Below are 26267 nucleotides of genomic sequence, written 5' to 3'. Positions count from 1 at the left end.
CCCCACCTCTCAGGTGTGGATCAGGCCTTGACGTACATCTTGTAGAGCATGCAGCCGTCGAAGTTCGGGTCCATCTTGACGTTGCCGAGCTTCGAGCCGTGGAGGTACAGGCGCTTCATGTAGACGTCGGGGATGAAGGCGCCCAGCTCCGTGACCTGCTTGTCCAGGGCGGCCCACATGGCGTTGGCTTTGTCCTGGTCCGTCTCCGCCGTGGCCGCCTTGATGGCCGCGTCGACGTCCGGGTTCTTCAGGTGGCAGTAGTTGGTGCCCTGGTCCACCACGTTGTGGCTGTCGAACAGCGGCTGGAAGACCGAGTAACCGGTCGGCCAGTCGGCGGACCAGCCACCCCAGTAGATGTCGAACTCGTTGTCGAGCTTGCCGATCTGGTCGTACCAGGTGGTGGAGTCGATGCCCTTGGTGACGACGTCGAAGCCGGCCGCCTTGAGGGCGTTCTCGACGACGACCTTGACCTTGGCGTTGATCGGGTCCTGCTGGTAGGCGTAGACGACCTTGGTGCCGAGCTTGCCGGCCTTCTTCAGGACCGCCTTGGCGGCGGCCGGGTCGCCGGCCGGGTTCTTCAGCTTGCCCCAGACGTCCTGCGACTTGTAGCCGGCGACGAGCGGGCTCATGATGCCGGTCGCGTAGTCACCGCGGTGCGCGCCGCCCTGGATGGAGCGGATGCCGGCGGTCGGCCAGGCCTTGATGATGGCCTCGCGGACCTTGATGTCGGTGACGCGGGTCTGGTTGATCCAGTAGACGCTGGTGCCGCTGCTCAGGTCCTCGAAGAGGCGGTCCTTGGCCTTGGCGGTGGCCTGCTGGACCTTCGACTGCGGGACGGTCCGCCAGGACACGGCGTACTGGTCGTTGCCCGAGTCGGCGATCAGACGGTCGGCGGCGGTCTCCGCCTCGATGCCGAAGGTGAAGTCGAACTCGTCCGGGTACGCGTTACGGATCGGGTCCGTCTTCGGGTCCCAGTGCTCGTTGCGGACCAGGACCATCGACTTGTCGGTCTGGTGCGACTTGATCTTGTACGGGCCGTTGGAGAACGGCTTCTTGTCGTAGTCCTGCTTGGTGTCGTGCTTCACCGGGTTCGGCGCGTACGAGTGCATCGCGACGACGTAGTTGAAGTCCGGACGCGCCTCGGAGAGGTGGAAGGTGATGGTCTTCCCGCTCGTCGTGATCGACTTGAGGTGCTTGTTGCCCTTGAAGGGACCCGGGTAGGACTTGCGGTACTCCTGCGTGCCCGACAGCCAGGTCTGGGCGTACACGGCGCCCTCGGTGATGAAGTTGGCGAAGGCGCGCTCGAAGCCGTGGCGGACGTCGTCGACGGTGACGTCGGAGCCGTCCTCCCACTTCACGCCGTCCTTCAGGGTGAAGGACCAGGTCTTGCCGCCGTCCTTCATGGTGCCCGTGTCGGTGGCGAGGTCGCCGACCAGGGTCATGGAGCCGTCGTCGCCGACCTTGTAACCGGTCAGGGTGCGGGCGAGGACGATCACGGCCAGCGAGTTCCACGCGTAGTAGACGCGCTGCGGGTCGAGGTGCGAGAAGTCGTCGTCGTTCAGCAGGTAGACCTTGCCGCCCTTCTTGGCGCCGGGGACCTCCGGAGCCGGGCCCTGCGAGTCCGCCGCCGTGCCGATCTTGACGGTGGTGGTGTGGGCCTTGGCCGCTTCCTGCTTGCCGGTGCCGGTGCTGCTGGAGTTGCCGCTGCTGCACGCGGTCAGCACGGAGCTGGAGGCGGCGGCAACACCGGTGGCTATCAGGAAGTTTCTGCGCGAGAAGGACATCGCATCCTGCCTTGAAGTGGGTTGATGAGAGAAGCCCGGCACCCCGGCGTCCTTGCCGTGGTCCTGAAGAAGGGCCGGAGTCAGCGCTTGGTCTTCGGGTCGAGCGCGTCGCGCACCGAGTCACCGAGGAGGTTGAAGGCCAGTACGAAGATCACCATCGAGATGCCGGGGAAGAGCAGGAAGGTGAAGTCGTCCTGGTAGAAGCCGGCGGCGTACCCGATCATGACACCCCAGTCGGGGGTCGGGTCCTGCATACCGACGCCGAGGTAGGCGAGACCTGCCTCCGTGGTGACCATCGCGGGCAGCAGGAGCGTGCCCTGGATCAGGATGGGCGTCCACAGGTTGGGCAGCAGTTCCTTGAAGATGATGCGGGCCGGAGACGCGCCCGTGACCTTCGCGGCCTCGACGAACTCCCGCTCGCGCAGGGCCAGCACCTGACCGCGCAGCAGCCGGGCGATGGAGGCCCAGCCGAAGAGGACCAGGAGGGTGATCAGGGAGATCACGACGATCGAGGTGGGCGTGTCCTCGTTGCTGGCCACGAAGAGGCTGAGGACCACGGGCGTGAACGCCACGAAGAACAGCTGCTGTGGGAAGGCGAGCAGGATGTCGATGACCCGGCCCAGGATCCAGTCCGTCTTGCCGCCGATGTAGCCGGCGGTGATGCCGATCACCACACCGACGATCATGATGAGGATCGTGATCGCCGTCGCGAGCAGCAGCGAGTTGCGGACCGCGTACAGCAGGAAGGTGAAGACGTCGCGGCCGAGCTGCGGGTCGATGCCGAACCAGAACTCGCTGTCGATGCCGCCGTTCGGCTTCGCCGGGAGGCCGTTGTCGCCCAGCAGTCCGGGCGTGTTGATGCCGTACGTCGTGTACGGGTCCTTGCCGTACAGCTTGGCTATGAGCGGCGCCGCGAGGCCGATCACGAAGAAGAGGATCACGATGATCGCCGAGGCGACGCCAACGCGGTCCCGCTTGAAGCGACGCCAGGCCAGCTGACCGGGGGACCGGCTCTCGCTGCCCTTCGACCCGTCCGAAGCGATCGACTTCTCGACGGTCTCGTCGGTCACCTCAAGCGGGGCAGCCGCGGATGGAGTTGGGGGGGTCATGGTGCTCCTGGCCCAAGGGAGGGTCTGATGACTCCGCAGGGCGCTCCCCTACGGGCTACGCCGGACTTTTTCAACGCAATTCATTCAAGGTCAATAAATTCTCGGCCGCCTTGGGTTTCTCTTTACCTTCTTTACTCTTCCTTGATCGTTCCGTAGCTACGCGGGTAGCGCGCCGTAATCAATCCGTGCTTCACATCGGGTCAATCGGACTAAACGGGCAAGGCGTTCGATATGCGGACGGTGGAGTGTCGACATGCGTACATCGACCCCCCTCAATCCAACGTTTCGGCATCGTTACGCGAAGATCTATTGCGCTCGCCACCCAAGATCATCAGGGCGTCCGAGGGGGCGGTGCCTGCATTCGGATGACGTCTCCCTCCAAAGGCCGCTCAATCGGGCGGCGGACATGCGATACATGCCTTATATGACGATATTGGCCGGTAGTGGATCAACGTCGCGGAGGAGGCACGCCATGCGGGGAGTCACGCAGGCCCGGGGGGCCGTGTGCGCGGTGGCGCTGGCTCTCGCCGCCACCGGCTGCGGGGGCGGCGGCTCAGGCGGCGGCACCTCGGGCGCGGTGCTCAGCGCCTCCTGGGGCGACCCGCAGAACCCGCTGGAGCCGGCCAACACCAACGAGGTGCAGGGCGGCAAGGTCCTCGACATGATCTTCCGGGGCCTGAAGAAGTACGACCCGAGGACCGGCAAGGCCACCGACATGCTCGCCCGGTCCATCGACACCGACGACTCGCGGAACTTCACCATCAAGGTGAAGCCCGGCTGGACCTTCTCCAACGGCGAGAAGGTCACCGCCCGCTCCTTCGTGGACGCCTGGAACTACGGCGCGAGCCTGCGGAACAACCAGAAGAACGCCCTCTTCTTCGGCTACATCGACGGCTACGACAAGGTCCACCCCAGCGGCGGCAGGCAGACCGCCGACACCCTGTCCGGGCTGAAGGTGGTGGACGACCACACCTTCACCGTCCGGCTCAACCAGAAGTTCTCCACCTTCCCGGACACCCTCGGCTACGCGGCCTTCGCCCCGCTGCCGCGCGCCTTCTTCACGGACCACGCCGCCTGGCTGAAGAAGCCGGTCGGCAACGGTCCGTACACGGTCGCTTCCTATATGAAGGGGTCCCAGATGTCCCTGCGGAAGTGGGACGGCTACCCGGGCCCGGACAAGGCACGCAACGGCGGGGTCGACCTGAAGGTCTACACCGACAGCAACACCGCCTACACCGACCTGATGTCCGGCAACCTCGACCTGGTGGACGACGTGCCCGCCGCCCAGCTGAAGAACGTCAAGGCCGACCTGGGCGACCGCTACCTCAACACCCCGGCCGGCATCCTCCAGACCTTCGCCTTCCCCTACTACGACAAGGCGTGGGACAAGCCGGGCGCGGAGAAGGTCCGCACGGGGCTGTCCATGGCGATCAACCGCGAGCAGATCACCGAGACGATCTTCCACGGGACCCGCACCCCGGCCACCGACTGGACCTCGCCCGTCCTCGGCGTGGCCGGCGGCTTCAAGGAGGGCCTGTGCGGCAAGGCCTGCGAGTACCACCCGGACGAGGCCAAGAAGCTGATCAAGGAGGGCGGCGGGATCCCCGGCGGCCAGGTGAAGATCACGTACAACGCGGACACGGGCTCGCACAAGGAGTGGGTGGACGCCGTGTGCAACTCCGTCAACAACGCCCTCGGCGACGACAAGGCGTGCGTCGGCAACCCGGTCGGCACCTTCGCCGACTTCCGCAACCGCATCGGGCGGCACAAGATGACCGGACCGTTCCGCGCGGGCTGGCAGATGGACTACCCGCTCATCCAGAACTTCCTCCAGCCGCTGTACTACACGAACGCCTCGTCCAACGACGGCAAGTGGTCGGACAAGAAGTTCGACGAGCTGGTCGACCGGGCCAACGCCGAGAGCGACCAGACCAGGGCCGTGAAGCTGTTCCAGCAGGCCGAGGAGGTCGTCCGGGACAACATGGCCGCCATCCCGCTGTGGTACCAGAACGGCAGCGCCGGCTACTCCGAGCGGCTGTCCGACGTGGCACTCAACCCGTTCAGCGTGCCCGTCTACAACGAGATCAAGGTCAGCTGAGCCGCCATGGGGCGCTATGTCGTCCGGCGACTGCTCCAGATGGTCCCGGTCTTCGTCGGGTCCACCCTGCTGATCTTCCTCATGGTCAATGTGATGGGCGATCCCGTCGCCGGCCTGTGCGGGGAGCGGGCGTGCGATCCGTCGACGGCGGCCCAGCTGAAGCGGGAGTTCGGCTTGGACAAGCCGGTCTGGCAGCAGTACCTCACCTACATGGGGCACCTGTTCACCGGCGACTTCGGTACGGCGTTCAACGGGCAGAAGGTCACCGAGCTGATGGGCACGGCGTTCCCCGTCACCATCCGGCTGACGATCGTGGCGATCCTGTTCGAGGTCGTCATCGGCATCACGCTGGGCGTCGTCACGGGCCTGCGGCGCGGCCGGCCCGTCGACACCACCGTGCTGCTGCTCACCCTGGTGGTGATCTCGGTCCCCACCTTCGTCACCGGTCTGCTGCTCCAACTGCTGCTCGGGGTGCGGTGGGCCTGGATCAAACCGTCCGTCTCCCCGGACGCGGCCTTCGGCGAGCTGATCGTGCCGGGCCTGGTCCTCGCCTCGGTCTCCCTGGCCTACGTCACCCGGCTGACCCGCACCTCCATCGCGGAGAACAAACGCGCGGACTACGTCCGTACGGCCATCGCGAAGGGGCTGCCCCAGCGCCGGGTCATCACCCGGCACCTGCTGCGCAACTCCCTCATCCCCGTGGTCACGTTCATCGGCACGGACATCGGCGCGCTGATGGGCGGGGCGATCGTCACCGAGCGGATCTTCAACATCCACGGCGTCGGCTACCAGCTCTACCAGGGCATCCTGCGCCAGAACACCCAGACGGTCGTCGGCTTCGTCACCGTCCTCGTCCTCGTCTTCCTGGTCGCCAACCTCCTCGTCGACCTCCTGTACGCCGTTCTCGACCCGAGGATCCGCTATGCCTGAGCAACCGCCGTACGAGGCCGGGCGTGCCATCGCCGGTACCGGCATGGGCGGCGCGATGGACCTCGCGGCGAGCGAGGCGACCACGCTGGAGCGCACACCGGGCGGCCCGGAGGGCACGGGGCCGGCGGGCAGGCCGCGCTCGCTGTGGTCGGACGCCTGGCGCGACCTGCGCCGCGACCCGGTCTTCCTCGTCTCCGCCCTGGTCATCCTCTTCCTGGTGTTCGTCTCGGTCTGGCCGTCGGCCATCGCTTCCGGGAACCCGCTCACCTGCGACCTGGCCAAGGCGCAGGACGGCTCGGCCCCCGGGCACCCCTTCGGGTACGACGGCCAGGGCTGCGACGTCTACACGCGCACCGTGTACGGGGCCCGTACGTCGGTGACGGTCGGGGTCCTGGCCACGCTCGGGGTGTCGGTGTTCGGGTCGGTGCTGGGCGGGCTGGCGGGCTACTTCGGGGGCCTGTGGGACGCGGTGCTGTCCCGGATCACGGACATCTTCTTCGCCATCCCGGTCGTCCTCGGCGGACTCGTCCTCCTCTCGGTCGTGACCTCCAATACGGTCTGGCCGGTCATCGGGTTCATGGTGCTGCTCGGCTGGCCGCAGATCTCCCGCATCGCGCGCGGCTCGGTCATCACCGCCAAGCAGAACGACTACGTCCAGGCCGCCCGTGCCCTGGGCGCCTCCGACTCCCGCATCCTGCTGCGGCACATCGCGCCGAACGCCGTCGCCCCGGTGATCGTGGTGGCGACCATCGCGCTGGGCACCTACATCGCCCTGGAGGCGACCCTGTCCTACCTCGGCGTGGGCCTCAAACCCCCCAGCGTCTCCTGGGGCATCGACATCTCCGCCGCCTCCCCCTACATCCGCAACGCCCCCCACGCCCTGCTGTGGCCCTCGGGCGCCCTGGCGGTCACGGTGCTGGCGTTCATCATGCTGGGCGACGCGGTCCGCGACGCCCTCGACCCGAAGCTGAGGTGACGTCCGCCGTGCTGCTCGACGTACGCGACCTGCACGTGGAGTTCCACACCCGCGACGGGATCGCCCACGCCGCCAACGGAGTCGACTACGCCGTCGACGCGGGTGAGACGCTGGCGGTGCTGGGGGAGTCGGGGTCGGGGAAGTCGGTGACCGCGCAGGCCGTGATGGGCATCCTCGACACGCCGCCCGGGCGGATCACCCAGGGGCGGATCCTGTTCCGGGGACGGGACCTGCTGACGCTGAAGGGCGAGGAGCGCAGGAGGATCCGGGGTACCGAGATGGCGATGATCTTCCAGGACGCCCTGTCCGCCCTCAACCCGGTGATGACGGTGGGGGACCAGCTGGGGGAGATGTTCGTCGTCCACCGGGGCATGTCGCGCAAGCAGGCGCGCGCGAGGGCCGTGGAGCTGATGGAGCGGGTGCGGATCCCGGCCGCCGCCCAGCGGGTGCGCGACTACCCGCACCAGTTCTCCGGCGGGATGCGCCAGCGCATCATGATCGCCATGGCGCTGGCCCTGGAACCGGCCCTCATCATCGCCGACGAACCCACCACCGCCCTCGACGTCACCGTCCAGGCCCAGGTCATGGACCTCCTCGCGGACCTCCGGCGCGAGTACCGCATGGGACTGATCCTCATCACCCACGACCTGGGTGTGGTCGCCGACGTCGCCGACAGGATCGCCGTGATGTACGCGGGACGGATCGTGGAGACCGCCCCCGTCCACGACCTCTACAAAGCCCCCGCCCACCCCTACACCCGGGGCCTGCTGGACTCCATCCCCCGTCTCGACCACAAAGGCCGGCAGCTCTACGCCATCAAGGGCCTGCCGCCGAACCTGACACACATCCCGCCCGGCTGCTCCTTCCACCCCCGCTGCCCCATGGCCAGGGACGTCTGCCGCACCGACGAACCCCCGCTGTACGAGGTGTCCGACGAGCGGGGCAGCGCCTGCCACTTCTGGAGGGAGTGCCTCGATGGCTGAACCGATCCTCGAAGTCAGCGGCCTGGTCAAGCACTACCCGCTCACCCGGGGCATCCTGTTCAAGAAGCAGATCGGCGCGGTCAAGGCCGTCGACGGGGTCGACTTCACCCTCGCCCAGGGCGAAACCCTCGGCATCGTCGGCGAATCGGGCTGCGGCAAGTCCACCGTCGCCAGACTCCTGTGCGGCCTCGAACGACCCACCGCCGGCACCATCACGTTCAAGGGCGAGGACATCACCCGGCTGTCCGGCAAGGCCCTCAAAGCCGTGCGCCGCAACATCCAGATGGTCTTCCAGGACCCGTACACCTCCCTCAACCCCCGCATGACGGTGGGGGACATCATCGGCGAGCCGTACGAGATCCACCCCGAGGCGGCCCCGAAGGGCGACCGGCGCCGCAGGGTGCAGGAACTGCTGGACGTCGTCGGCCTCGACCCCGAGTACGTCAACCGCTACCCCCACCAGTTCTCCGGCGGCCAGCGCCAGCGCATCGGCATCGCCCGCGGACTGGCACTGCGCCCCGAGATCATCGTCGCGGACGAACCCGTCTCCGCCCTCGACGTCTCCGTCCAGGCCCAGGTCGTCAACCTCCTCGCCCGCCTCCAGACGGAGTTCGACCTCTCCTACCTCTTCATCGCCCACGACCTGTCCATCGTCCGGCACATCTCCGACCGCGTCGCCGTGATGTACCTGGGCCGCATCGTGGAGACCGGCCGCGACAGCGAGATCTACGACCACCCCACCCACCCCTACACCCAGGCCCTGCTCTCCGCGGTCCCGGTACCCGATCCCGACGCCCGCGAACACCGCGAACGGATCATCCTCACCGGCGACGTACCCTCCCCGACGGACATCCCCTCCGGCTGCCGGTTCCGCACCCGCTGCTGGAAGGCACAGGAACGCTGCGCCGTGGAGGTCCCCGCGCTCGCCGTGCCGGCCGCCTTCCGCGACGCGGCCGGGCCCGCCGCGCACCCCTCGGCCTGTCACTTCGCGGAGGAGAAGCAAGTGGTGCCGCCGGAGGAGTCCCGGCTGAACGGCAACGGGCCGGGGTGACATGGCGCACCCCGGCCCGTTCACGGCACCCGCACGGCCGTACGTCCTTCAGGATGCCGTGTCCGTATAGCGGCACAGCTTCCGTGAAGTTGCCTGTGTGTTAACGCGGTTCACCGCCGTCTGCCGGCCGGGGCAGGGAGCGGCGGAGGAAGTCCAGCTGGAGCAGGAGCAGGTTCTCCGCGACCGTCTCCTGCGGGGTCATGTGGGTCACCCCGGACAGCGGCAGCACCTCGTGCGGGCGGCCGGCGGCCAGCAGGGCGGAGGAGAGGCGCAGGGAGTGCGCGACGACCACGTTGTCGTCCGCCAGCCCGTGGACGACCAGCATCGGGCGGTGCGGCTCGGCGGGGTCGACCAGGCCCGCGTCGTCGATCACCGAGTTGCGCCGGTACACCTCCGGCTGCTCGTTCGGGTCGCCGAGATAGCGTTCCTGGTAGTGGGTGTCGTACAGCCTGAGGTCGGTGACCGGCGCGCCGACCACCGCCGCGTGGAAGACGTCCGGGCGGCGCAGCACCGCCAGCGCGGCCAGGTAGCCGCCGAAGGACCAGCCCCGGATCGCCACCCGGGTGAGGTCCAGCGGGTACCGCTCGGCGAGCGCGTGCAGGGCGTCGACCTGGTCCTGGAGGACGACCGCCGCCACGTCGTCCCGGATCGACTTCTCCCAGGCGGGCGAGCGGCCCGGGGTGCCCCGGCCGTCGGCGACGACCACCGCGAAGCCCTGGTCGGCGAACCACTGGGAGGTGAGGTGGGCGTTGTGCGCGGCGGCCACGCGCTGGCCGTGCGGACCGCCGTAGGGGTCCAGGAGAACCGGCAGGGGAGTGTCACCGGGGTAGTCCCGTGGCATAAGCACGGCGCACGGAATTCGGCGTGCGCCCCCTTGGGTGAGGGTCACCCGGGGGGACAAACCAGGATCTTCGGCGTACGACCGGACAGTACCCGTCGGTTTCCCGTCACACAGCACCTGGACCCGGGCACCCGGCCGGTCCAGCGCGGCCGACACGAGGACGGTCACGTTCCCGGAGCGCACCGCCGAGTGCACACCGGGCTCCTGCGACAGGCGCTCCACGCCCAGTTCGTTCACCCGGTACACATGAACTTCGCCAATTTCGGGCGCTTCGGCCTCCGGGCCGGAAGAGGCGGAAACCAGTACGTCGTCCGCGCCCACGTCCAGCACCGCGCGTAGATGCAACTGACCGCTGGTCAAGGGACGTTCCCCGACCGCCAGCACCCGTGCGCCCCCCTCGTCCGCGATACGGACAAGCTGCCCCGAGGGGCTCCAGCAGGGCACGCCAGCGAAAAGTTCCAGCCAAGTTGGATCTTCATCGGCGTGCACCATCCGCGTGGCCCCGGAATCCGGGTCCACCGCCAGGTAGAGCTGGCTGCGCTGATCCCGCGCCTGCACCAGCAGCAGCGGCGCACCCGCCTCTGACCAGTGCACACGTGCCAGATACGGGTAACGCGCGCGGTCCCAGACCACCTCCGTGCGCGTCCCGTCCAGCCCGCACACGAACAGGCGGACGTCCGCGTTGGGGGTGCCCGCGGCCGGGTACCGGATGCCGGCCGGCTCACGGTCCGGATGAGCCGGATCGGAGATCCACCACCGCCGTACCGGCGTGTCGTCCACGCGTGCCACGAGCAGCCGGTCCGACTCCGGCGCCCACCAGAAGCCCCGCGAACGCGCCATCTCCTCCGCCGCGATGAACTCCGCGAGGCCGTAGGAGACGTCCGCCGACTCCGGCTCGGCCAGCGCCCGGTCGCCCTCGCCCTCGGCGCCCACGACCCGCAGCGCGCCCCCGGCGACGTACGCGATGTGCCGGCCGTCGGGGGCCGGACGCGGGTCGATCACCGGTCCGGGAACGGGGAGTTCGCGTGCCGTCCCGGCGCGCAGCTCCGCCGCGAAAAGCCGCCCTGACAAGGCGAAAGACGCCAACTCCAGGGCGCTGTCGGTGGCGTAGCCGATGATCCCGGCGCCGCCCTCGCGGCTGCGCTCGCGGCGCGCCCGCTCCTCGGCCGAGAGTTCCTCGGCGGCGCCCCGGAGGAGCGCGCGCGGGTCGGCCGCCAGGCGCTCCGCACCCCCCGGAAGATCCATGACCCACAGGGAGTTGGCCCGGTCGGTGCCCGAGCCGGAACGCAGGAACGCGACACGCGAACCGTCGGGTGCCACGGTGAACGCGCGCGGCGCGCCGAGCGTGAACCGCTGGGTCCGGGCGTGCCGACGGGGGAAGGAGTCAGCCTCGGTCGTCATACCCCGACCATATTGGCCATGCGCCCCCTTGTGCGGCTGTGCGCCGATCGATGCGCGAGTACGGATAGTTATGATCACTACCGCAGAGTGGGTAGGAACCTGCTGTCGTCTGCATGGAATTGCTCAACTGATCTAGAACCCGCGTCCCTGGGATCTTTGGAGGTGAGCCGCCGTGGCACTCTCGATTTCGGCGGTGGTGCTGCTGGCGATCATCGTCTTCCTGCTGATCAAGAAGTCAGGGCTGAAGGGCGGCCACGCGGTCGTCTGCATCCTGCTCGGCTTCTACCTCTCCTCCTCGACCGTGGCCCCCACGATCAGCGAGCTGACGACCAACGTGGCGAGCATGATCGGCAGCATCAAGTTCTGACGGCCGGCGTCGCGGGGCCGGGCGGGTGGACCTCGTAGGGTGGAGGCCATGACGGAACTGCCCTCCCGGCGTCTTCTCCTGGTGCACGCGCACCCGGACGACGAGTCGATCAACAACGGCGCCACCATGGCCCGGTACGCGGCCGAGGGTGCCCATGTGACCCTGGTCACCTGCACCCTGGGGGAGCGGGGCGAGGTCATCCCGCCTGGGCTGCGGCACCTGACGGGCGCCGCGCTGGGCGCGCACCGGCGCGGCGAGCTGGCCGCGGCGGTGTCCGCGCTCGGCGTGACGGACGCCCGGCTGCTCGGCGGCGCCGGGCGGTACGGCGACTCCGGGATGATGGGCCTCGCCGACAACGACGACCCCGGCTGCTTCTGGCGGGCCGACGTCGACGAGGCCGCCGGCAGGCTCGCCGAGGTGATCCTGGAGGTCCGCCCCCAGGTCCTCGTGACGTACGACGACGACGGCGGCTACGGCCACCCGGACCACATCCAGGCCCACCGCGTCGCCATGCGCGCGGTCGACCTCGCGGCCGAGCGCGGCCACCGGATCGCCAAGGTGTACTGGAACCGCGTCCCGCGCTCCGTCGCCGACGCGGCCTTCGCCCGCCTCCAGGACGAGCTGTCCGCACTGCCGTTCGACAAGGGCGCCACCGTGGACGACGTACCCGGCGTGGTGGCGGACGAGCGGATCACCACCACGATCGACGGCACCGCGTACGCCGCCGCCAAGACCGCCGCCATGCGCGCCCACGCCACCCAGATCGAGGTCGCCGAGCCGTACTTCGCGCTCTCCAACGAACTCGCCCAGCCGCTGTTCACCACCGAGTACTACGAGTTGGTGCGCGGGCCGGGACAGCGCGGGGAGACCGACCTCTTCGCCGGCCTCGACCTCGGGGAGGCGTCATGAGCGACGGCGGGAACGGCTCCCTGCTCGCCCAGCCGCTGCGTCCGCCCTCCGCGGGCCGGACCGCCGCCCTCGTCGGCCTGCTCCTGCTCGGCGCCGTCACGGGCCTGGCCGGGGCCCTCCTCCAGGCCGCCTGGTTCCCCGGCGGGCTGCTGCTCGCGCTCGCGGGCGCCGCCGGGCTGTTCCTCGGCGGCGCGTACGCCACCGGCGGCCGGGGCGGGGCGGTCGCGCCGGCGGCGGGCTGGGTCGTCGCCGTCCTGCTGCTCACCACCACGCGCCCGGAGGGCGACTACCTCTTCGGCGCGGGCGGCAGTTCCTACCTGTACCTGCTCGGCGGCATGGCCCTCGCTGTGATCTGCGCCACCGTTGGCGCGGGGCGGCAACCGCGCGGCGGCCCCGCCCGACTTGGCAAGTGACGTACCACTTCGCCGTACGGCGCGGGTGCGAGTCCGGTGTGGGTTTCCCCGGCGGTCATGGGATACGCGCCAGAAGTGGCCAGTATGGTGGTGCGCGCCGCCGAGCCTCCCCCAAGTTCTCGACTGCGCTCGAACAGGGGGCACCCCCACTGAGGTCGAAACGGGCGGCGGAGCCAACCGGGAGAACCTGCCTTGAGTCGTGAAACTGACACTCCGTCCTCCGGGCCCAACGGGCGCGGCGGAGCCGCATACCCCTCCGGCACGCCGCCGTACGGGACCCCCCTGGCTTCCGACGACGGTACGGGCGCGGGCCGTTCGGGCACGCGGCCGGAGGAGAAGAAGACCGAGACCACGCTGACGACCCGGATCCGGATCAACATCCCCGGGTCCCGGCCCATCCCGCCGGTCGTCGTGCGCAAGCCCGTGGGGGACGGCGAGGGCGCCGAGGAGGCGCCGGCCGCCGAGCCGCTGCCGGTGGCCGACCGGCCGACCGCCGGTGCCGCCGAGGCCCCGGCCGAGCCCGCCGCCCAGGCGGAGGAGAAGACCAGCGACTGGTTCGCGCCGCGCAAGTCCGGCGCGCCCAAGGGCGGTCCGGGCGGCGGTGGCACGAACGGCGCCGGGATGTCCGGCGGTTCCGCCGCCGCCCCGGTCTCCTCCGGCGTGTCGGGTGCCCGTTCGAGTGGTCCGGGGGCTTCGGGTGCGGCCGGTACCACCGGCGCACGCCCCGGCGGCGGCCGTCCCGGTGGTGTGGTCGGCTCCATGAGCGCACCGGGCGGTCCCCGCTCCGGCGGTACGAACGGCAAGGGCCTGCCCGGCGCCACCGGCGGCCCGGTCGCCCCGGGTCACGGCGGCGGCACCGGCTCCTTCGACGTGACCGAGGCGCTGGCCGCGGGCCCCCTCGGCGGCGGCTCCCGACCCGGCTCCACCGGCTCCGACGAGCCCCGCCGCGACGACCTGCCGTACTTCTCGGAGAACGGCGGCCAGGACGACTTCGGCACCGGCACGGCGGGCCCCGGCGGCCAGGGCGGCTACGGCGCCGGTGCGGCCGGGGCCGACAGGCACGACGGCTACGGCGGTGCCGCGGGCGGTGCCCGCGGGAACGGCGGTCCCGGCGGCGCCAGCGGCTTCGACGGACCCGGTGGCCTTGGCGGCCCCGGCGGTCCGCAGGGCGGGCCGGCCGGTCCCACCAGCGGCCCGGTGACCGGCGACGGCACCCTCGTCCCGCCGGCCGCCGGCGGCGTCGGCATGGGGCCGGGCGAGCCCTTCGACGGCCCGGCGGGCGCCGGCTTCGGCGGCCAGGGCACCCCGGCGGCGCGCAGCGCCCTCGCCGACATCGCCGATCTCGACGCGCCCGGCGCCGCGGGAGGCTTCACCGGACCCGGCGGGCCCGGCGTCCCCGGCGGTCCGGGAGGCAGCCCCGGCGGCCCGGCGGGCCGTGGCCCCGGTGGCGGGCTCAGCGACGACACCGCGATCCTCACCCCGCAGAAGCCGGCCCCGGAACCGGGCACGCCCGGGTACCGCCCCCCGTCCGCCGACAACGTCTCCGGACACACCGTCACCAGCGGCATCCCGGTCGTCCCGAACGCCGGCAAGACCCCCTTCGGAACCCAGCCCGGCGGCCCGGCGGCGTCCACGGCGCCCAAGCCGGAGCCGGCCGCCGCGCCCAAGGCGGCGGGCAAGCCGAAGAAGAAGGGCCGCAGCAAGCTGATGCTGCTCGTCGTCGGCGTGTTCGTCGTGGCGGGCGGCGCCTACGGCGCCGGACTGCTGATGAACCACACCGACGTGCCCAAGGGCACCACCGTGCTCGGTGTCGACATCGGCGGCGGCACCCGCGACGACGCCGTCAAGAAGCTGGACGACGCCTTCGGCAGCCGGGTGAACAAGCCGCTGAAGCTGGCCGTGGGCGGCAAGACGGTCACCCTCACGCCGGAGAACGCCGGTCTCCAGTTCGACTACCAGGCCACGGTGAGCGGGGCCGCGAAGAGCGACTACAACCCGGTCCACGTCGTCGGCTCCCTCTTCGGACAGAAGCGCGTGGTCCAGCCGGTCATGCCGGTGGACGAGGAGAAGCTCCAGGCCGCGCTCCAGCAGGCCGGCGGCGGTTCGGGCTCGGCCACGGACGGCACCATCAAGTTCGAGTCCGGCGGCAAGGCCGTCGCGGTCTACGGCAAGGCGGGCAGGGCCATCGACGCGGGCCGCTCGACCACGGCGGTCGAACAGGCGTACCGCACGCTGGTGGAGACGGGCAGCACGCCCCCGGTCACCGTGCCGACCACCATCAAGCAGCCGACGGTGTCGAACGCCGAGGTGGACCGGGTGATGAACGACTTCGCGAAGCCCGCGATGTCCGGCATCGTCAAGGTGCAGACCGACGCGGCGCACAGCATCCGGTTCGGTCCGCTGTCGCTGCCGAAGATCCTCGGCTTCAAGGCCGTGGACGGCAAGCTCGTGGACACCTACGACCTGGGCGCGCTCAAGGAGGCCTACGGCAGCACCTTCGACGGCGTGCAGATCCAGACCGCGACCGGGAAGCGCGGCGTCCTGCCGCAGGACGTGGTCGGCGCGCTGCGCCAGGCCCTGCGGGGCAAGACGGAGGCGGAGCGGGTCGGGGTCATCGACACCAACCCGAGCTAGCCGGCGGCTTGCGGGGGCGCCCTCGTCCAGGGGGCGCCCCCTCGCCGTGTCCGTCACCCGCACCGCGTGACATCTGTCATGCGGCACTCAGGACCCCCGACACTGCCCGCTCCCGGGCCCCCGCCGCCAGCATGGACGGCATGACGACGACAGCGGCACCGGCCACCACCCCGGTGGTCGGGTTCGACCAGGTGACCAAGACGTACGGGAGCGTGCGGGCCGTCGACGGCCTCTCGCTCCGGCTGTACCCGGGCGAGACCGTCGCCCTCCTCGGCCCGAACGGGGCGGGCAAGTCCACCACCCTGGACCTGCTCCTCGGGCTCAAGCACGCCGACGGCGGCACGGTGAGCCTGTTCGGCGGCAGCCCCCGCGAGGCGATCGTGGGCGGCCGGGTCGGGGCGATGCTCCAGAGCGGCGGCCTGATGGACGGGGTCACCGTCGCCGAACTGGTGAAGCTGGCCTGCTCCCTGCACCCGCGGCCGTACCCGGTCTCCGACGTGCTGGCCCGGGCGGGCATCGCCCAGATCGCCGACCGCAAGGTGGACAAGCTCTCCGGCGGACAGGCGCAACGGGTCCGGTTCGCCCTCGCCACCGCCGGCGACAGCGATCTGATCATCCTGGACGAGCCGACCACCGGCATGGACGTCGCCGCCCGCCAGGCATTCTGGGCCACCATGCGCGAACAGGCCGACCAGGGCCGTACGGTCCTCTTCGCCACCCACTACCTGGAAGAGGCCGACGCCATCGCGGACCGGGTCCTGGTGCTGCACCGGGGCCGGCTCCTCGCCGACGGCACGGCCGCCGAGATCAAGGCCAAGGCGGGCGCGCGGCGGATCTCCTTCGACCTGTCCGGCGAGATCGACGCCGGTGCCCTGCGCGGGCTGCCGTTCCTCACCTCGATCGACGTATCGGGCCAGACCGTCCGCATCCAGTCCGCCGACGCCGACGCGACCGTGCACGCCCTCTACGGCCTCGGCGTCTACCCCCGCAACCTCGAAGTCGCCGGGCTCGGTCTGGAGCAGGCCTTCGTCGCCATCACGGAGGCCGAGGAGGCCAAGCAGTCGTGAACGCCCTCATCAAGCTCGAACTGGCCCGCGCCCTGCGGAACAGGAAATTCCTGTTCTTCTCGGTGCTCTACCCCTCGATCATCTACCTGATCTTCTCCAGCAGCGCCGGCGCGAACGAGCGGGTCGACGGCACCGCTCTGACCGTCGCCACCTACCTGATGGTCTCCATGGCCTCCTTCGGCGCCCTGACCGCCGTCCTGATGGGCAACAGCGAGCGCATCGCCAAGGAACGCGAGAGCGGCTGGGTGCGGCAGCTGCGGCTGACCCCGCTGCCCGGACGCGGCTACGTCCTCGCCAAGACCGCGAGCGCCGCCGTGGTGAGCCTGCCGGCCATCGTCGTCGTGTTCGCCGTCGCCGCCGGTGTGAAGCACGTACGCCTGGACGCCTGGCAGTGGCTCGCGCTCACCGGGGTCATCTGGGCCGGCAGCCTCGTCTTCGCCGCGCTCGGCGTCGCCCTCGGCTACCTCGCCTCCGGGGACGCGGTCCGCCCGATCACGATGATCGTCTACTTCGGACTGTCGATCCTCGGCGGCCTGTGGATGCCGTCCACGACCTTCCCGCAGGCCCTCCAGGACATCGCCGAGTGGCTCCCCACGCACGCGTACGCTGCCCTGGGACGGGCGATCGAGCAGAGCCAGGCCCCGCACGCGGCGGACATCGCCGTCCTCGCCGCCTACTTCGTCCTCTTCGCGGGCGGCGCGGCCTGGCTGTACCGGAAGGACACGCTGAAGGCGTGAGCGCGATGACGGAAGACCCCCTGACCGGCCAGAAGCGGCCGGAACACCAGGTGAGGCTGGGCCAGGGCCCCCGCACCCGGCGGGACGTGCTGACCAAGGTGCTGTGGATCGGCGTGTGGCTGGTCTTCCTCAGCTCACCGGTCGGCGACCTGGTCGGCGGCCACCACACCGCGCGCGCCACCCTGGCCGGCTCCCTCGGCCTGGCCGCGTTCGTCGGGGTCTACCTGGCGCTGGTCTTCCGCAACATGGGCCGGTCCTTCGCGCCCCGGACCGTCGTCGGCCTCATCGCGGTCCTGGCCGTCCTGGCCCCCGTCCTCGCCTACACCCTCGGCAGCGCCTGGCTCGGCCTCTTCGTCTACCTGTCGGTGGCCTGCGGGGCCACCCTGCCGGTCCGGGCGTCGTACTGGGCGATCCCGGCGACGGCCGCGCTGATGTACCTGGTCGGGCTGCACTCGAACGAGAAGGAGGCCCGTGGCCTGCTGCTCCTCGTGGGGCTCATAGGTTTCGCGATGGTCGGCGTCGGACAACTGGTGCGCACCACGATCGAGTTGCGCAAGGCGCGGGCCACCGTCGCCCAGCTCGCCGCCAACGAGGAGCGGCTCCGCCTCGCCCGCGACCTGCACGACCTGCTCGGCCACTCCCTGTCGCTGATCACGCTCAAGAGCGAGCTGGCCGGCCGGATGCTGCCCGGCCACCCCGACAAGGCGGCCCAGCAGGTCGCCGACATCGAGCAGGTCAGCCGGCAGGCCCTGGTGGACGTCCGGGAGGCCGTCACCGGCTACCGGCGCCCCCGGCTCGCCGCCGAACTCGCGGGCGCCCAGGTCGCGCTGACCGCCGCCGGGGTCGTCGCCGAGGTGCCCGCCGAACCCGACCTCGCCGGCGTGCCCGAGGAGGCCGAGTCCGCGCTGGCCTGGGCGCTGCGCGAGGCGGTCACCAACGTGGTCCGGCACAGCGGCGCCGACCGCTGCGCCGTACGGCTGCTGCGCCGTCAGACCCTGGACGGACCGGTGCTCGAACTCTCCGTCGAGGACAGCGGGAGCGGCGGCTCCGGGAAGGGGCCCGGCAACGGCCTGACCGGGCTGACCGAGCGCCTGGAGAAGGCCGGCGGCAGCCTGGAGGCGGGCCGGGTCGGGCACGGCTTCCGGCTCGTCGCGCGTGTGCCCACGGCCGCCGGGGCGGACATAGGATCCGGGGCATGACGAGCATGATCAAGGTCCTCCTCGCCGAGGACCAGTCGATGGTCCGCGAGGCGCTGGCCGCCCTGCTCGGCCTGGAGGACGACATCGAGGTCGTCGCCCAGGTGGCGCGCGGCGACGAGGTGCTCGCGGCCGTCGGCGCGCACGGCGTGGACGTCGCGCTGCTCGACATCGAGATGCCCGGCTGCACCGGCATCGAGGCCGCGGCCCTGGTGCACCGGGCGCATCCGGGGGTCAAGCTGGTCGTCCTGACCACCTTCGGGCGCCCCGGCTACCTGCGCAGCGCCATGGAGGCGGGCGCCGACGCCTTCCTCGTCAAGGACGCCCCGGCCGCGCAGCTCGCCGAGGCGATCCGCAAGGTGCTGGCCGGCGAGCGGGTCATCGACCCCACGCTGGCCGCCGCCGCGCTCGCCGAGGGCGCCAACCCGCTCACCGAGCGCGAACGCGAGGTGCTCCGCGCGGCGGCCGACGGCTCCACCAACGCCGAACTCGCCCAGGCACTGCACCTGTCCCAGGGCACGGTCCGCAACTACCTGTCGACCGCCATCCAGAAGCTGGCCGCGCGCAACCGGGCGGAGGCGGTACGGATCGCCCGGGACAAGGGGTGGCTGTGAGGGGCCACCCCCATCTCAGTTGAGCTTGGACCTCGCCGTGCGCGCCTCCTGCCGGACCTTGCGCGCCGCCGACTCGTCCACCACCTCGATCAGGTCGGCGTAGTGCTGTAGTTCCTCGGCGCCCGCGACGAACTCGCCGCGCTGCACCAGCAGTTGCCCGCGCTCGTAGCGCAGGCGTGCCGGGTGCGAGGGGATGAGCAGCGCCAGCTCCACGGCCCGCAGGGCGACGTCCGACCGCTCCGGCCGGGCCGCCGCCCACGCCCGGATGTTGTTCAGGACGCGCTGGACGACCTCCAGGGGCGGCGCCGGCTCCAGCATCGAGGGGTCCAGCGGCGTGCCCGTGGCACCCACGACCAGCAGGTCGGCGTCCGGCCCGGTGAGCACCCGGCCACCGTCGAACGGATCGGCCAGCACCTGCTCCGCCGCCGCCCCGAACCCGACCACGAAGTGCCCCGGCAGCGCGACGCCGTACACGGGGGCGCCCGCCCGGCGCGCGACCTCCAGCCACACCACCGACAGCAGGATCGGCAGCCCGCGCCGTCGCCGCAGCACCTCGTGCAGCAGGGAGGACTCCAGCCGCTGGTAGTCGCCCGGCGTCCCGTGGAACGCGTGGCGGGTGCCGAGCAGCTCTCGTACGGCCTCCGCCCACGCCTGTGGCCCGCCCGGCCGGAACGGCAGCTCGCCCGCCAGCCGGTCCAGCTCCGCCTGCGCGGCGTCGATGCCGGCCTCGTCCAGCGAGCCGTCCGTCACCGCGCCGATCAGCAGACACAGCGCCGACAGGTCGGGCCGCTCGGACCGGGCCTCCTCGGCGAACCGCCGCCGCAGCTCGGCGGAGCGGTCCTCGGAGGGAGGGTACGGGGGCGGCAGATACGGATGACTCATGGCAGCCTCATGCCCTTCCACGGCGCGTTCTACGGCAGCCCGCAGCGGGATGCCCGCGGCGCTCGCGACGCTGGGTGACCGCCGGGCCGGCTCCGACCGCCACGGTGGCTATCCGGCCGGGTCGGGCTGCTGGGCCTGTTGACGGGCCGGGTTCGGCTGCCGGGGTGGTGGGTCGGGTTGTGGGGGTGGTTGTTCGGGTGGGTCCGGCTGCCGGGGTGGTTGCTCGGACGGGTCCGGCTGCCGGGGTGGTTGCTCGGGTGGGTCGGGCCGCCAGGGCGGTTGCTCGGACGGGTCCGGCTGCCGGGGCGGTCGCTCGCGCGGGTCCGGCCGCTGGGCATGTCGCCCTGTCGGGGGCGAGTACTGGGCGCGTCACTTGCCTGGGTCCGGGGTCTCGGGGTTGTCACCCGGCAGGGGCCGGGTTTCGGGGGTGCCTTCCGGCTGGGACCCGGTCCCGGCGGCGCCCTCCGGCAGGGACCCAGCCCCGGGCGTGTCCCCCGGCGAGGGCCGGTCGGCGGTGGTGGGGGGCTGGTCCGGCGGGTCCTGCTCTTCGGGGGCCCGGTAGTGGTGGTAGGCGTGGTGGGGGGTGAAGCCCAGGGCGCGGTAGAGGGCTCGGGCGGAGTCGTTGTCGGTCTCCACCTGGAGCCAGGCCGCCGAGGCGCCCTCCTCCAGCGCGCGCCGGGCCAGCGCGGCCATGACCTCGGTGGCCAGCCCCTGCCGCCGCCGGCCGGGGTCCACCTCGACGGCGGCGAACCCGGCCCACCGCCCGTCCACGACACACCGCCCGATCGCCGCCGGCGGCTCGCCCTCCCCGGCGCCGGGCACGGAGGCGAACCACACCGACGGCCCGGAACCGAGCACCCGCAGGGCCACCTCGCTCACCCCCTTGCGCTGGTACCGCGCGAGCCACGCCTCGTCCGCCGCCCGGGACAGGACCACCCCCGCGCCCCCGGCCCGGTCCGCGACCGGCGCCAGGGCCCCGGTCCACAGCTCGGCGGTCACCTCGCGCACCCAGCCGCGCCGCTCCAGCTCCGCGCACAGCATCTCCTGCGTGCCCTCCGCGCCGGTCGCGGTCTGCGCGTACGCGGGCAGGCCGCGCTCGCCGTACCAGCGTCGTACGGCCGCCAGGGCCGCGTCGAGCGGAAGCCCGGGGTCCCCGAGCGGCAGCACGCTGTTGGCGCGCCGTGTGAACCCGCCGGCCGCCCGCAGCTCCCACTCGCCCAGCCGCTCGCTCTCCACCGGCCGCCACGCCCGGGAGGAGACCCGCACGAGTTCCGGGTACGTGGCGGCGGGCCCCCTGCGCCGCGCCGGGGCGGCGGGCACGACCTTCCCGGCGACCAGCGCGGATTGCGGGATCCTGACCCGTTCGCCGTCCCGCCGTGTGATCATGAGCACGCCACCGTCCCATGATGTGAGAACACCCACCGTGTCAGTGAACTTCTCCGGTCCGCCACCGGGTTCGCCCAACCGCCGTACAGAGACCCGTTTCCCCACGTCAGCAGGGGTGATTCGGACCTCCAGGCGTCCTTTCGCCGAGATTTCCACTGGTCAGTTCACCCCTCCTGTTCGGATCATGCTCCGGAACGGAGATACTAGGGGCGGGCATCGACGACGCCGCGCTCCCGCGCGCCAGGCGGCGGAGCCTGAGGAGGCCCGCCAGCGCCCTATCGAGGAGGAACGACAGCGTGACCTACGTCATCGCGCAGCCTTGTGTCGACGTCAAGGACAAGGCGTGCATCGAGGAGTGCCCGGTCGACTGCATCTACGAGGGCCAGCGGTCCTTGTACATCCACCCGGACGAATGCGTCGACTGTGGTGCCTGTGAGCCGGTCTGCCCGGTCGAGGCGATCTTCTACGAGGACGACGTCCCGGAGGAGTGGAAGGACTACTACAAGGCGAACGTCGAGTTCTTCGACGAGCTGGGCTCGCCCGGCGGCGCCAGCAAGCTGGGGCTGATCGAGCGCGACCACCCCTTCGTCGCCGCGCTGCCGCCGCAGGGCGAGTGACCGACTGAGCACCAAGCGGCCGCCCGCCACACAGCGCCGCGCCGCCTCGGTCCCGTACGGCCCGATCAGCCCGATCGGCGCCGTACGGGACCGAGGCGTTTGCCGCACCGTACGAAAGTGAGCCTGATTCCCGTGTCCGCAGTCTCCGACCGGCTTCCCACCTTCCCCTGGGACAAGCTGGAGCCGTACAAGAAGACGGCCGCGGCCCACCCGGACGGCATCGTCGACCTCTCCGTCGGCACCCCGGTCGACCCGGTCCCCGAGCTGGTCCAGAAGGCCCTGATCGACGCGGCCGACTCCCCGGGCTACCCGACCGTCTGGGGCACCCCCGCCCTGCGCGACGCGATCACCGGCTGGCTGGAGCGCCGCCTGGGCGCCCGCGGGGTCACCCACCGGCACGTCCTGCCGGTCGTCGGCTCCAAGGAGCTGGTGGCCTGGCTGCCGACCCAGCTCGGCCTCGGCCCCGGCGACAGGGTCGCCTACCCGCGCCTGGCCTACCCCACGTACGAGGTCGGCGCCCGTCTGGCCCGCGCCGAGTACGAGGTCTACGACGACCCGCGCGACCTGGACCCGGCCGGCCTGAAGCTGCTCTGGCTGAACTCGCCGTCCAACCCCACGGGCAAGGTCCTTTCCCGGCAGGAGCTCACGGACATCGTCGCCTGGGCGCGCGCCCACGACGTCCTCGTCTTCTCCGACGAGTGCTACCTGGAGCTGGGCTGGGAGGCCGACCCGGTCTCGGTCCTGCACCCGGACGTCAACGGCGGCTCCTACGACGGCATCGTCGCCGTCCACTCCCTCTCCAAGCGGTCCAACCTGGCGGGCTACCGCGCGGCCTTCGCCGCCGGCGACCCGGCCGTCCTGGGCCCGCTGCTGGAGATCCGCAAGCACGGCGGCATGATGACCTCCGCGCCGACGCAGGCGGCGGTCGTGGCCGCGCTCGGCGACGACGCCCACGTGCACGAGCAGCGCGAGCGCTACGCCGCCCGCCGCGAGGCGCTCCGCGCGGCGCTCCTCGCCGACGGCTTCCGCATCGAGCACAGCGAGGCGAGCCTCTACCTCTGGGCCACCCGTGACGAGTCCTGCTGGACCACGGTCGCCCACCTGGCCGACCGGGGCATCCTGGTGGCCCCGGGCGACTTCTACGGCGAGGCGGGCAAGAACCATGTCCGCGTGGCCTTCACGGCGACGGACGAACGCGTGCGAGCAGCGGTGGCCCGCCTGACCGCATAGCCCGCCCGTCCGTCCGTCTCGACGGCGCACAAGCCGACGGGGCCCAGGAGAGGCACCTGGACCCCGTCGGCGTTCACAGCCGGGCGCTCAGCCGCCCAGCGGCAGGCCCTTGGTCGGCAGGGAGGACGTCGGCAGGGAGGACGTCGGCAGCCCGCCCTTGGTGAGGGCGTCCGTCGGCAGGCCGCCCTTCGTGGCGCCGGAGGCCGCGTCCCCCAGGACACCGCCCGCGGTCCCGGCCGCGTCGCCCGCGGCCTTCTGCGCCGCCGGGGCCGCCTTCTTCACGGCGGCGCCGCCGGTCTTGCCCGCGGCCGGCACCGCCTGCTCGACCGCCTTGCCGCCCGTGTGGCCCGCGACCGTGGTGACGCTCTGCGCGGCACCGTCGACGGCGTTGCCGACGTGCGCGCCGTCCAGGGCGGTCAGACCGCCCAGGTTCGGGGTGGCCGCCGGCAGAGTGGCCGCTCCGGCGGAGCCGGCCGCACCGACCCCGGCAGCCGCTCCCGCTGCGACGAGCAGCGCGGCACGGGCGATCCGGCGGGTCAGAGGGAGGGACATGATGCTCCATTCGACGGGAGAGAACGGTGTCTGTGTCCAAGCCCGTCTCCGGCTCGGACGCCGTGACTACCGCTCGAAGCCCGCGAAGGTTGCGGACGCCCCAGGTAAAGAATGGATAACGCGTCGCATTATCAGGTGTGGATAAAAACGGGCAAAGAACATCCGCCGGAAATCGTGCAGAATCCTTCCCGCCCTTGATTCCCAAGGGTTCCCGGGAGGGGCACGCCACCCGCCCGAACCGGCGTACGCCCTGGCGGCGCACAACCCGCCGGAGTGATCGTCCGTACTACTGTCCGGCCACGATCCGCACCGACCCCACGGACGTCTCCACGGGCGTCCCCGCGGAGCTCTGCGCGCCCCCGGCCCCGTCCGGCCCGGCCGTCCGCCACTCGTCGCTGTCGCTCCCCGCGGTCCACACCCGGCCCGCGTACGCCACCCGCTGGATGTGCAGCGCCGAGGAGTGGGCCACCGCCCATTGCGCCAGCTGCCAGCCCCGCTCCCGCTCGCCACGCCCGGTCGCGTCCGTCTTCGCACCCTCCGGCACCGGGACCGTCACCGTCCGCCCGCGCGCGGTCGCGGTCACGCTCGGCGACGGGGACGGCGACGGCACGGGCGTCCCGCCCACCACCGCGCCGGTCTCCTGGAGCGCGTCCCGCCCGAAGTCCCGTACCAGCGCGGCCCGCACCGCGTCCGGGCCGGTCGCCGAGGTCGTGCGCTGCGGGCGCCCGTCGCAGGTCAGCGAGGCCGCCGCCCGCCCGGTCAGGGCCGCCGCCAGCAGCGTGGCGTCCTGCTCGTGCTTGGCGTACGCCTCCGGGTAGCCGCTGCGCTGCACCCGCTGCGCGGCCACCGTCAGCGGCAGGTCGGTGTAGTCCGGCACCCTGGCCAGGTGCGCGTAGAAGATGCCCGCCGCGTAGGCCGGGTCCATGATCTGCCGCGCGGTGCCCCAGCCCTGCGAGGGCCGCTGCTGGAACAGGCCCAGCGAGTCCCGGTCGCCGTGCTCGATGTTCCGCAGCCCCGACTCCTGGAGGGCGGTCGCCAGCGCGATCGTCACGGCCCGCTCGGGCATCCCGCGCCCGGTCCCGACGGCGGCGATCGTCGCCGCGTTCGCCGCCTGCTCGGGCGTGAACTCGTACGACGCCCCGTCGTCCGAGGCCGAGACCACCGTGCAGCCGCGCGCACCGCCGCCTCCGGTGACGTACTGCACCACGAGGTACGCGGCGACACCGCACAGGACCAACAGGGCCGCGGCGTAACGGAAGAGGCGCCCGCGGCGCTTGGGACGGGTGGGGGACGGCTCTGACACGCGTACAAGGTACTGGAGCTCCCCGGACCCCCTGCGCCGGGTCCGCGGGACCGCGCCGTCGGTCGCGCCCCCGGCCCCGGCGGGTGGCGCGTTAGGGTCGTGGCCATGGCCGACACCTCGCTTGACCTCACGCTGGACGCCGCCGCGCTCACCGCGCAGCTCGTGGACTTCCCCTCCGAGAGCGGCACCGAGAAGCCGCTCGCGGACGCCATCGAGGCCGCGCTGCGCGGCCTGCCGCACCTGACGGTGGACCGCTACGGCAACAACGTGATCGCCCGGACGGACCTGGGCCGCGCCGAGCGCGTCATCCTGGCCGGGCACATCGACACCGTGCCGATCGCGGACAACGTGCCCTCGCGGCTCGACGCGGACGGGGTGCTGTGGGGCTGCGGCACGTGTGACATGAAGTCGGGCGTGGCGGTGCAGCTGCGCATCGCGGCCACCGTCCCCGCCCCCAACCGCGACCTGACCTTCGTCTTCTACGACAACGAGGAGGTCGCCGCCGACCTCAACGGCCTGGGGCACGTAGCCGAGGCCCACCCGGAGTGGCTGGCGGGCGACTTCGCGGTCCTGCTGGAGCCCTCCGACGGCGAGGTGGAGGGCGGCTGCCAGGGCACGCTGCGGGTGCTGCTGAGGACGAAGGGCGAGCGGGCCCACTCGGCGCGCGCCTGGATGGGCTCCAACGCGATCCACGCGGCGGCCCCCGTCCTGGCCCGGCTGGCCTCCTACGAGCCGCGCCGGCCGGTCATCGACGGGCTGGAGTACCGCGAGGGTCTGAACGCGGTGGGCATCAGCGGGGGAGTGGCCGGGAACGTCATCCCGGACGAGTGCGTGGTCACGGTCAACTTCCGGTACGCCCCCGACCGCACCGAGCAGGAGGCCGTCGCGCACGTCCAGGAGGTGTTCGCGGACTGCGGCGTGGAGGAGTTCGTGGTGGACGACCACAGCCCCGGCGCGCTGCCCGGCCTCTCCCAGCCGGCCGCCGCCGCCTTCATCGAGGCGGTGGGCGGCACCCCGCGGCCCAAGTACGGCTGGACGGACGTCTCCCGCTTCTCCGCGCTCGGCATCCCCGCGGTCAACTACGGCCCCGGCAACCCGCACCTGGCGCACAAGCGGGACGAGCGCGTGGAGACCGCGAAGATCCTGGCCGGCGAGGAACGACTGCGGAACTGGCTCACCGCCTAGCT

23 protein-coding genes are annotated in these 26267 nt (G+C 71.8%); 16 read left to right on the top strand and 7 right to left on the bottom strand.

The window, feature by feature from the left end; genetic code table 11:
* Positions 1-20: 20 nt before the first annotated feature.
* Together AQJ11_RS10150 and AQJ11_RS10145 are read right to left on the bottom strand one after the other, a co-directional pair.
* Positions 21-1784: an ABC transporter substrate-binding protein gene (locus AQJ11_RS10150; RefSeq protein ID WP_014674778.1), complete on the bottom strand. Its 1764-nt coding sequence runs from the start codon at positions 1782-1784 to the stop codon at positions 21-23.
* A gap of 80 nt (positions 1785-1864) precedes the next feature.
* On the bottom strand, positions 1865-2893 hold the full coding sequence (locus tag AQJ11_RS10145; protein ID WP_244218184.1) for an ABC transporter permease: 1029 nt from the start codon (positions 2891-2893) through the stop codon (positions 1865-1867).
* Between the two features lie 472 nt (positions 2894-3365).
* On the opposite strand from AQJ11_RS10145, the gene AQJ11_RS10140 reads away from it, so the two are divergent.
* The 5 genes from AQJ11_RS10140 to AQJ11_RS10120 are packed head-to-tail and all read left to right on the top strand — an operon-like array spanning position 3366 to position 8931.
* Entirely contained in the window at positions 3366-4991 is a 1626-nt protein-coding gene (locus AQJ11_RS10140) for a peptide ABC transporter substrate-binding protein (RefSeq protein WP_014674780.1), read from the top strand.
* A 6-nt stretch (positions 4992-4997) separates the two neighbouring features.
* Positions 4998-5921 carry an ABC transporter permease gene (locus tag AQJ11_RS10135; protein ID WP_059262782.1) on the top strand — a complete coding sequence of 308 codons (924 nt, stop codon included), beginning with the start codon at positions 4998-5000 and terminating at the stop codon, positions 5919-5921.
* Entirely contained in the window at positions 5914-6897 is a 984-nt protein-coding gene (locus AQJ11_RS10130) for an ABC transporter permease (protein ID WP_059262781.1), read from the top strand. Before AQJ11_RS10135 ends, AQJ11_RS10130 begins: the two co-directional genes overlap by 8 nt.
* Positions 6898-6905: 8 nt before the next feature.
* Positions 6906-7880 carry an ABC transporter ATP-binding protein gene (locus AQJ11_RS10125; RefSeq protein ID WP_059263075.1) on the top strand — a complete coding sequence of 325 codons (975 nt, stop codon included), beginning with the start codon at positions 6906-6908 and terminating at the stop codon, positions 7878-7880.
* Positions 7873-8931 carry an ABC transporter ATP-binding protein gene (locus tag AQJ11_RS10120; protein WP_014674784.1) on the top strand — a complete coding sequence of 353 codons (1059 nt, stop codon included), beginning with the start codon at positions 7873-7875 and terminating at the stop codon, positions 8929-8931. The genes AQJ11_RS10125 and AQJ11_RS10120 overlap by 8 nt, the downstream gene beginning before the upstream one ends.
* A gap of 100 nt (positions 8932-9031) precedes the next feature.
* Here the strand turns inward: AQJ11_RS10120 and AQJ11_RS10115 are convergent, their stop codons facing one another.
* Entirely contained in the window at positions 9032-11173 is a 2142-nt protein-coding gene (locus AQJ11_RS10115) for a S9 family peptidase (protein ID WP_059262779.1), read from the bottom strand.
* Between the two features lie 172 nt (positions 11174-11345).
* Between AQJ11_RS10115 and AQJ11_RS10110 the strand changes: the two genes are divergently transcribed.
* From AQJ11_RS10110 to AQJ11_RS10075, 8 genes are all read left to right on the top strand, one after another.
* Positions 11346-11540 (top strand): hypothetical protein, encoded by a 195-nt coding sequence (locus AQJ11_RS10110; RefSeq protein WP_014674786.1) that lies wholly within the window; start codon positions 11346-11348, stop codon positions 11538-11540.
* A gap of 48 nt (positions 11541-11588) precedes the next feature.
* Entirely contained in the window at positions 11589-12449 is an 861-nt protein-coding gene (mshB, locus tag AQJ11_RS10105; RefSeq protein WP_059262777.1) for an N-acetyl-1-D-myo-inositol-2-amino-2-deoxy-alpha-D-glucopyranoside deacetylase, read from the top strand.
* Positions 12446-12862 (top strand): DUF6113 family protein, encoded by a 417-nt coding sequence (locus tag AQJ11_RS10100; RefSeq protein WP_059262775.1) that lies wholly within the window; start codon positions 12446-12448, stop codon positions 12860-12862. Before mshB ends, AQJ11_RS10100 begins: the two co-directional genes overlap by 4 nt.
* 192 nt (positions 12863-13054) lie before the next feature.
* Entirely contained in the window at positions 13055-15496 is a 2442-nt protein-coding gene (locus AQJ11_RS10095) for a hypothetical protein (protein ID WP_059262773.1), read from the top strand.
* A 140-nt stretch (positions 15497-15636) separates the two neighbouring features.
* Positions 15637-16563: an ABC transporter ATP-binding protein gene (locus AQJ11_RS10090; RefSeq protein WP_208616475.1), complete on the top strand. Its 927-nt coding sequence runs from the start codon at positions 15637-15639 to the stop codon at positions 16561-16563.
* Positions 16560-17300 (top strand): ABC transporter permease, encoded by a 741-nt coding sequence (locus tag AQJ11_RS10085; RefSeq protein WP_059262769.1) that lies wholly within the window; start codon positions 16560-16562, stop codon positions 17298-17300. Before AQJ11_RS10090 ends, AQJ11_RS10085 begins: the two co-directional genes overlap by 4 nt.
* Positions 17301-17305: 5 nt before the next feature.
* Positions 17306-18499, top strand: a complete 1194-nt coding sequence (locus tag AQJ11_RS10080) for a sensor histidine kinase (protein ID WP_059263074.1) — start codon at positions 17306-17308, stop codon at positions 18497-18499.
* A complete protein-coding gene (locus AQJ11_RS10075) occupies positions 18496-19110 on the top strand; it encodes a response regulator transcription factor (protein ID WP_014674793.1) in 615 nt (204 codons plus the stop codon). Before AQJ11_RS10080 ends, AQJ11_RS10075 begins: the two co-directional genes overlap by 4 nt.
* Positions 19111-19125: 15 nt before the next feature.
* Here AQJ11_RS10075 and AQJ11_RS10070 read toward each other — a convergent pair whose 3' ends face one another.
* Complete coding sequence (locus AQJ11_RS10070) at positions 19126-19992, bottom strand: transglutaminase family protein (protein ID WP_059262767.1); 867 nt, start codon at positions 19990-19992, stop codon at positions 19126-19128.
* A gap of 369 nt (positions 19993-20361) precedes the next feature.
* The gene (locus tag AQJ11_RS10065; RefSeq protein ID WP_398780980.1) at positions 20362-21534 is read right to left on the bottom strand and encodes a GNAT family N-acetyltransferase; all 1173 of its coding nucleotides are present in this window, start codon (positions 21532-21534) and stop codon (positions 20362-20364) included.
* A gap of 140 nt (positions 21535-21674) precedes the next feature.
* Between AQJ11_RS10065 and fdxA the strand changes: the two genes are divergently transcribed.
* Positions 21675-21995 (top strand): ferredoxin, encoded by a 321-nt coding sequence (gene fdxA, locus AQJ11_RS10060; RefSeq protein WP_014674796.1) that lies wholly within the window; start codon positions 21675-21677, stop codon positions 21993-21995.
* A 132-nt stretch (positions 21996-22127) separates the two neighbouring features.
* Positions 22128-23225 carry a bifunctional succinyldiaminopimelate transaminase/glutamate-prephenate aminotransferase gene (locus AQJ11_RS10055; protein ID WP_058081804.1) on the top strand — a complete coding sequence of 366 codons (1098 nt, stop codon included), beginning with the start codon at positions 22128-22130 and terminating at the stop codon, positions 23223-23225.
* Between the two features lie 87 nt (positions 23226-23312).
* Here the strand turns inward: AQJ11_RS10055 and AQJ11_RS10050 are convergent, their stop codons facing one another.
* On the bottom strand, positions 23313-23777 hold the full coding sequence (locus AQJ11_RS10050) for a hypothetical protein (RefSeq protein ID WP_014674798.1): 465 nt from the start codon (positions 23775-23777) through the stop codon (positions 23313-23315).
* Between the two features lie 286 nt (positions 23778-24063).
* Positions 24064-25080: a VldE C-terminal domain-containing protein gene (locus AQJ11_RS10045; RefSeq protein WP_175252255.1), complete on the bottom strand. Its 1017-nt coding sequence runs from the start codon at positions 25078-25080 to the stop codon at positions 24064-24066.
* Positions 25081-25185: 105 nt separating this feature from the next.
* Here AQJ11_RS10045 and dapE point away from each other — a divergent pair, with 105 nt between their 5' ends.
* Positions 25186-26265: a succinyl-diaminopimelate desuccinylase gene (gene dapE, locus AQJ11_RS10040; RefSeq protein ID WP_058081805.1), complete on the top strand. Its 1080-nt coding sequence runs from the start codon at positions 25186-25188 to the stop codon at positions 26263-26265.
* The last annotated feature ends 2 nt before the right edge of the window (positions 26266-26267 follow it).

Origin of the sequence: Streptomyces corchorusii (genome assembly GCF_001514055.1) — a bacterium.
Taxonomy (GTDB): domain Bacteria; phylum Actinomycetota; class Actinomycetes; order Streptomycetales; family Streptomycetaceae; genus Streptomyces; species Streptomyces olivaceoviridis.
This window is presented reverse-complemented; position numbering and strand designations above follow the sequence as displayed.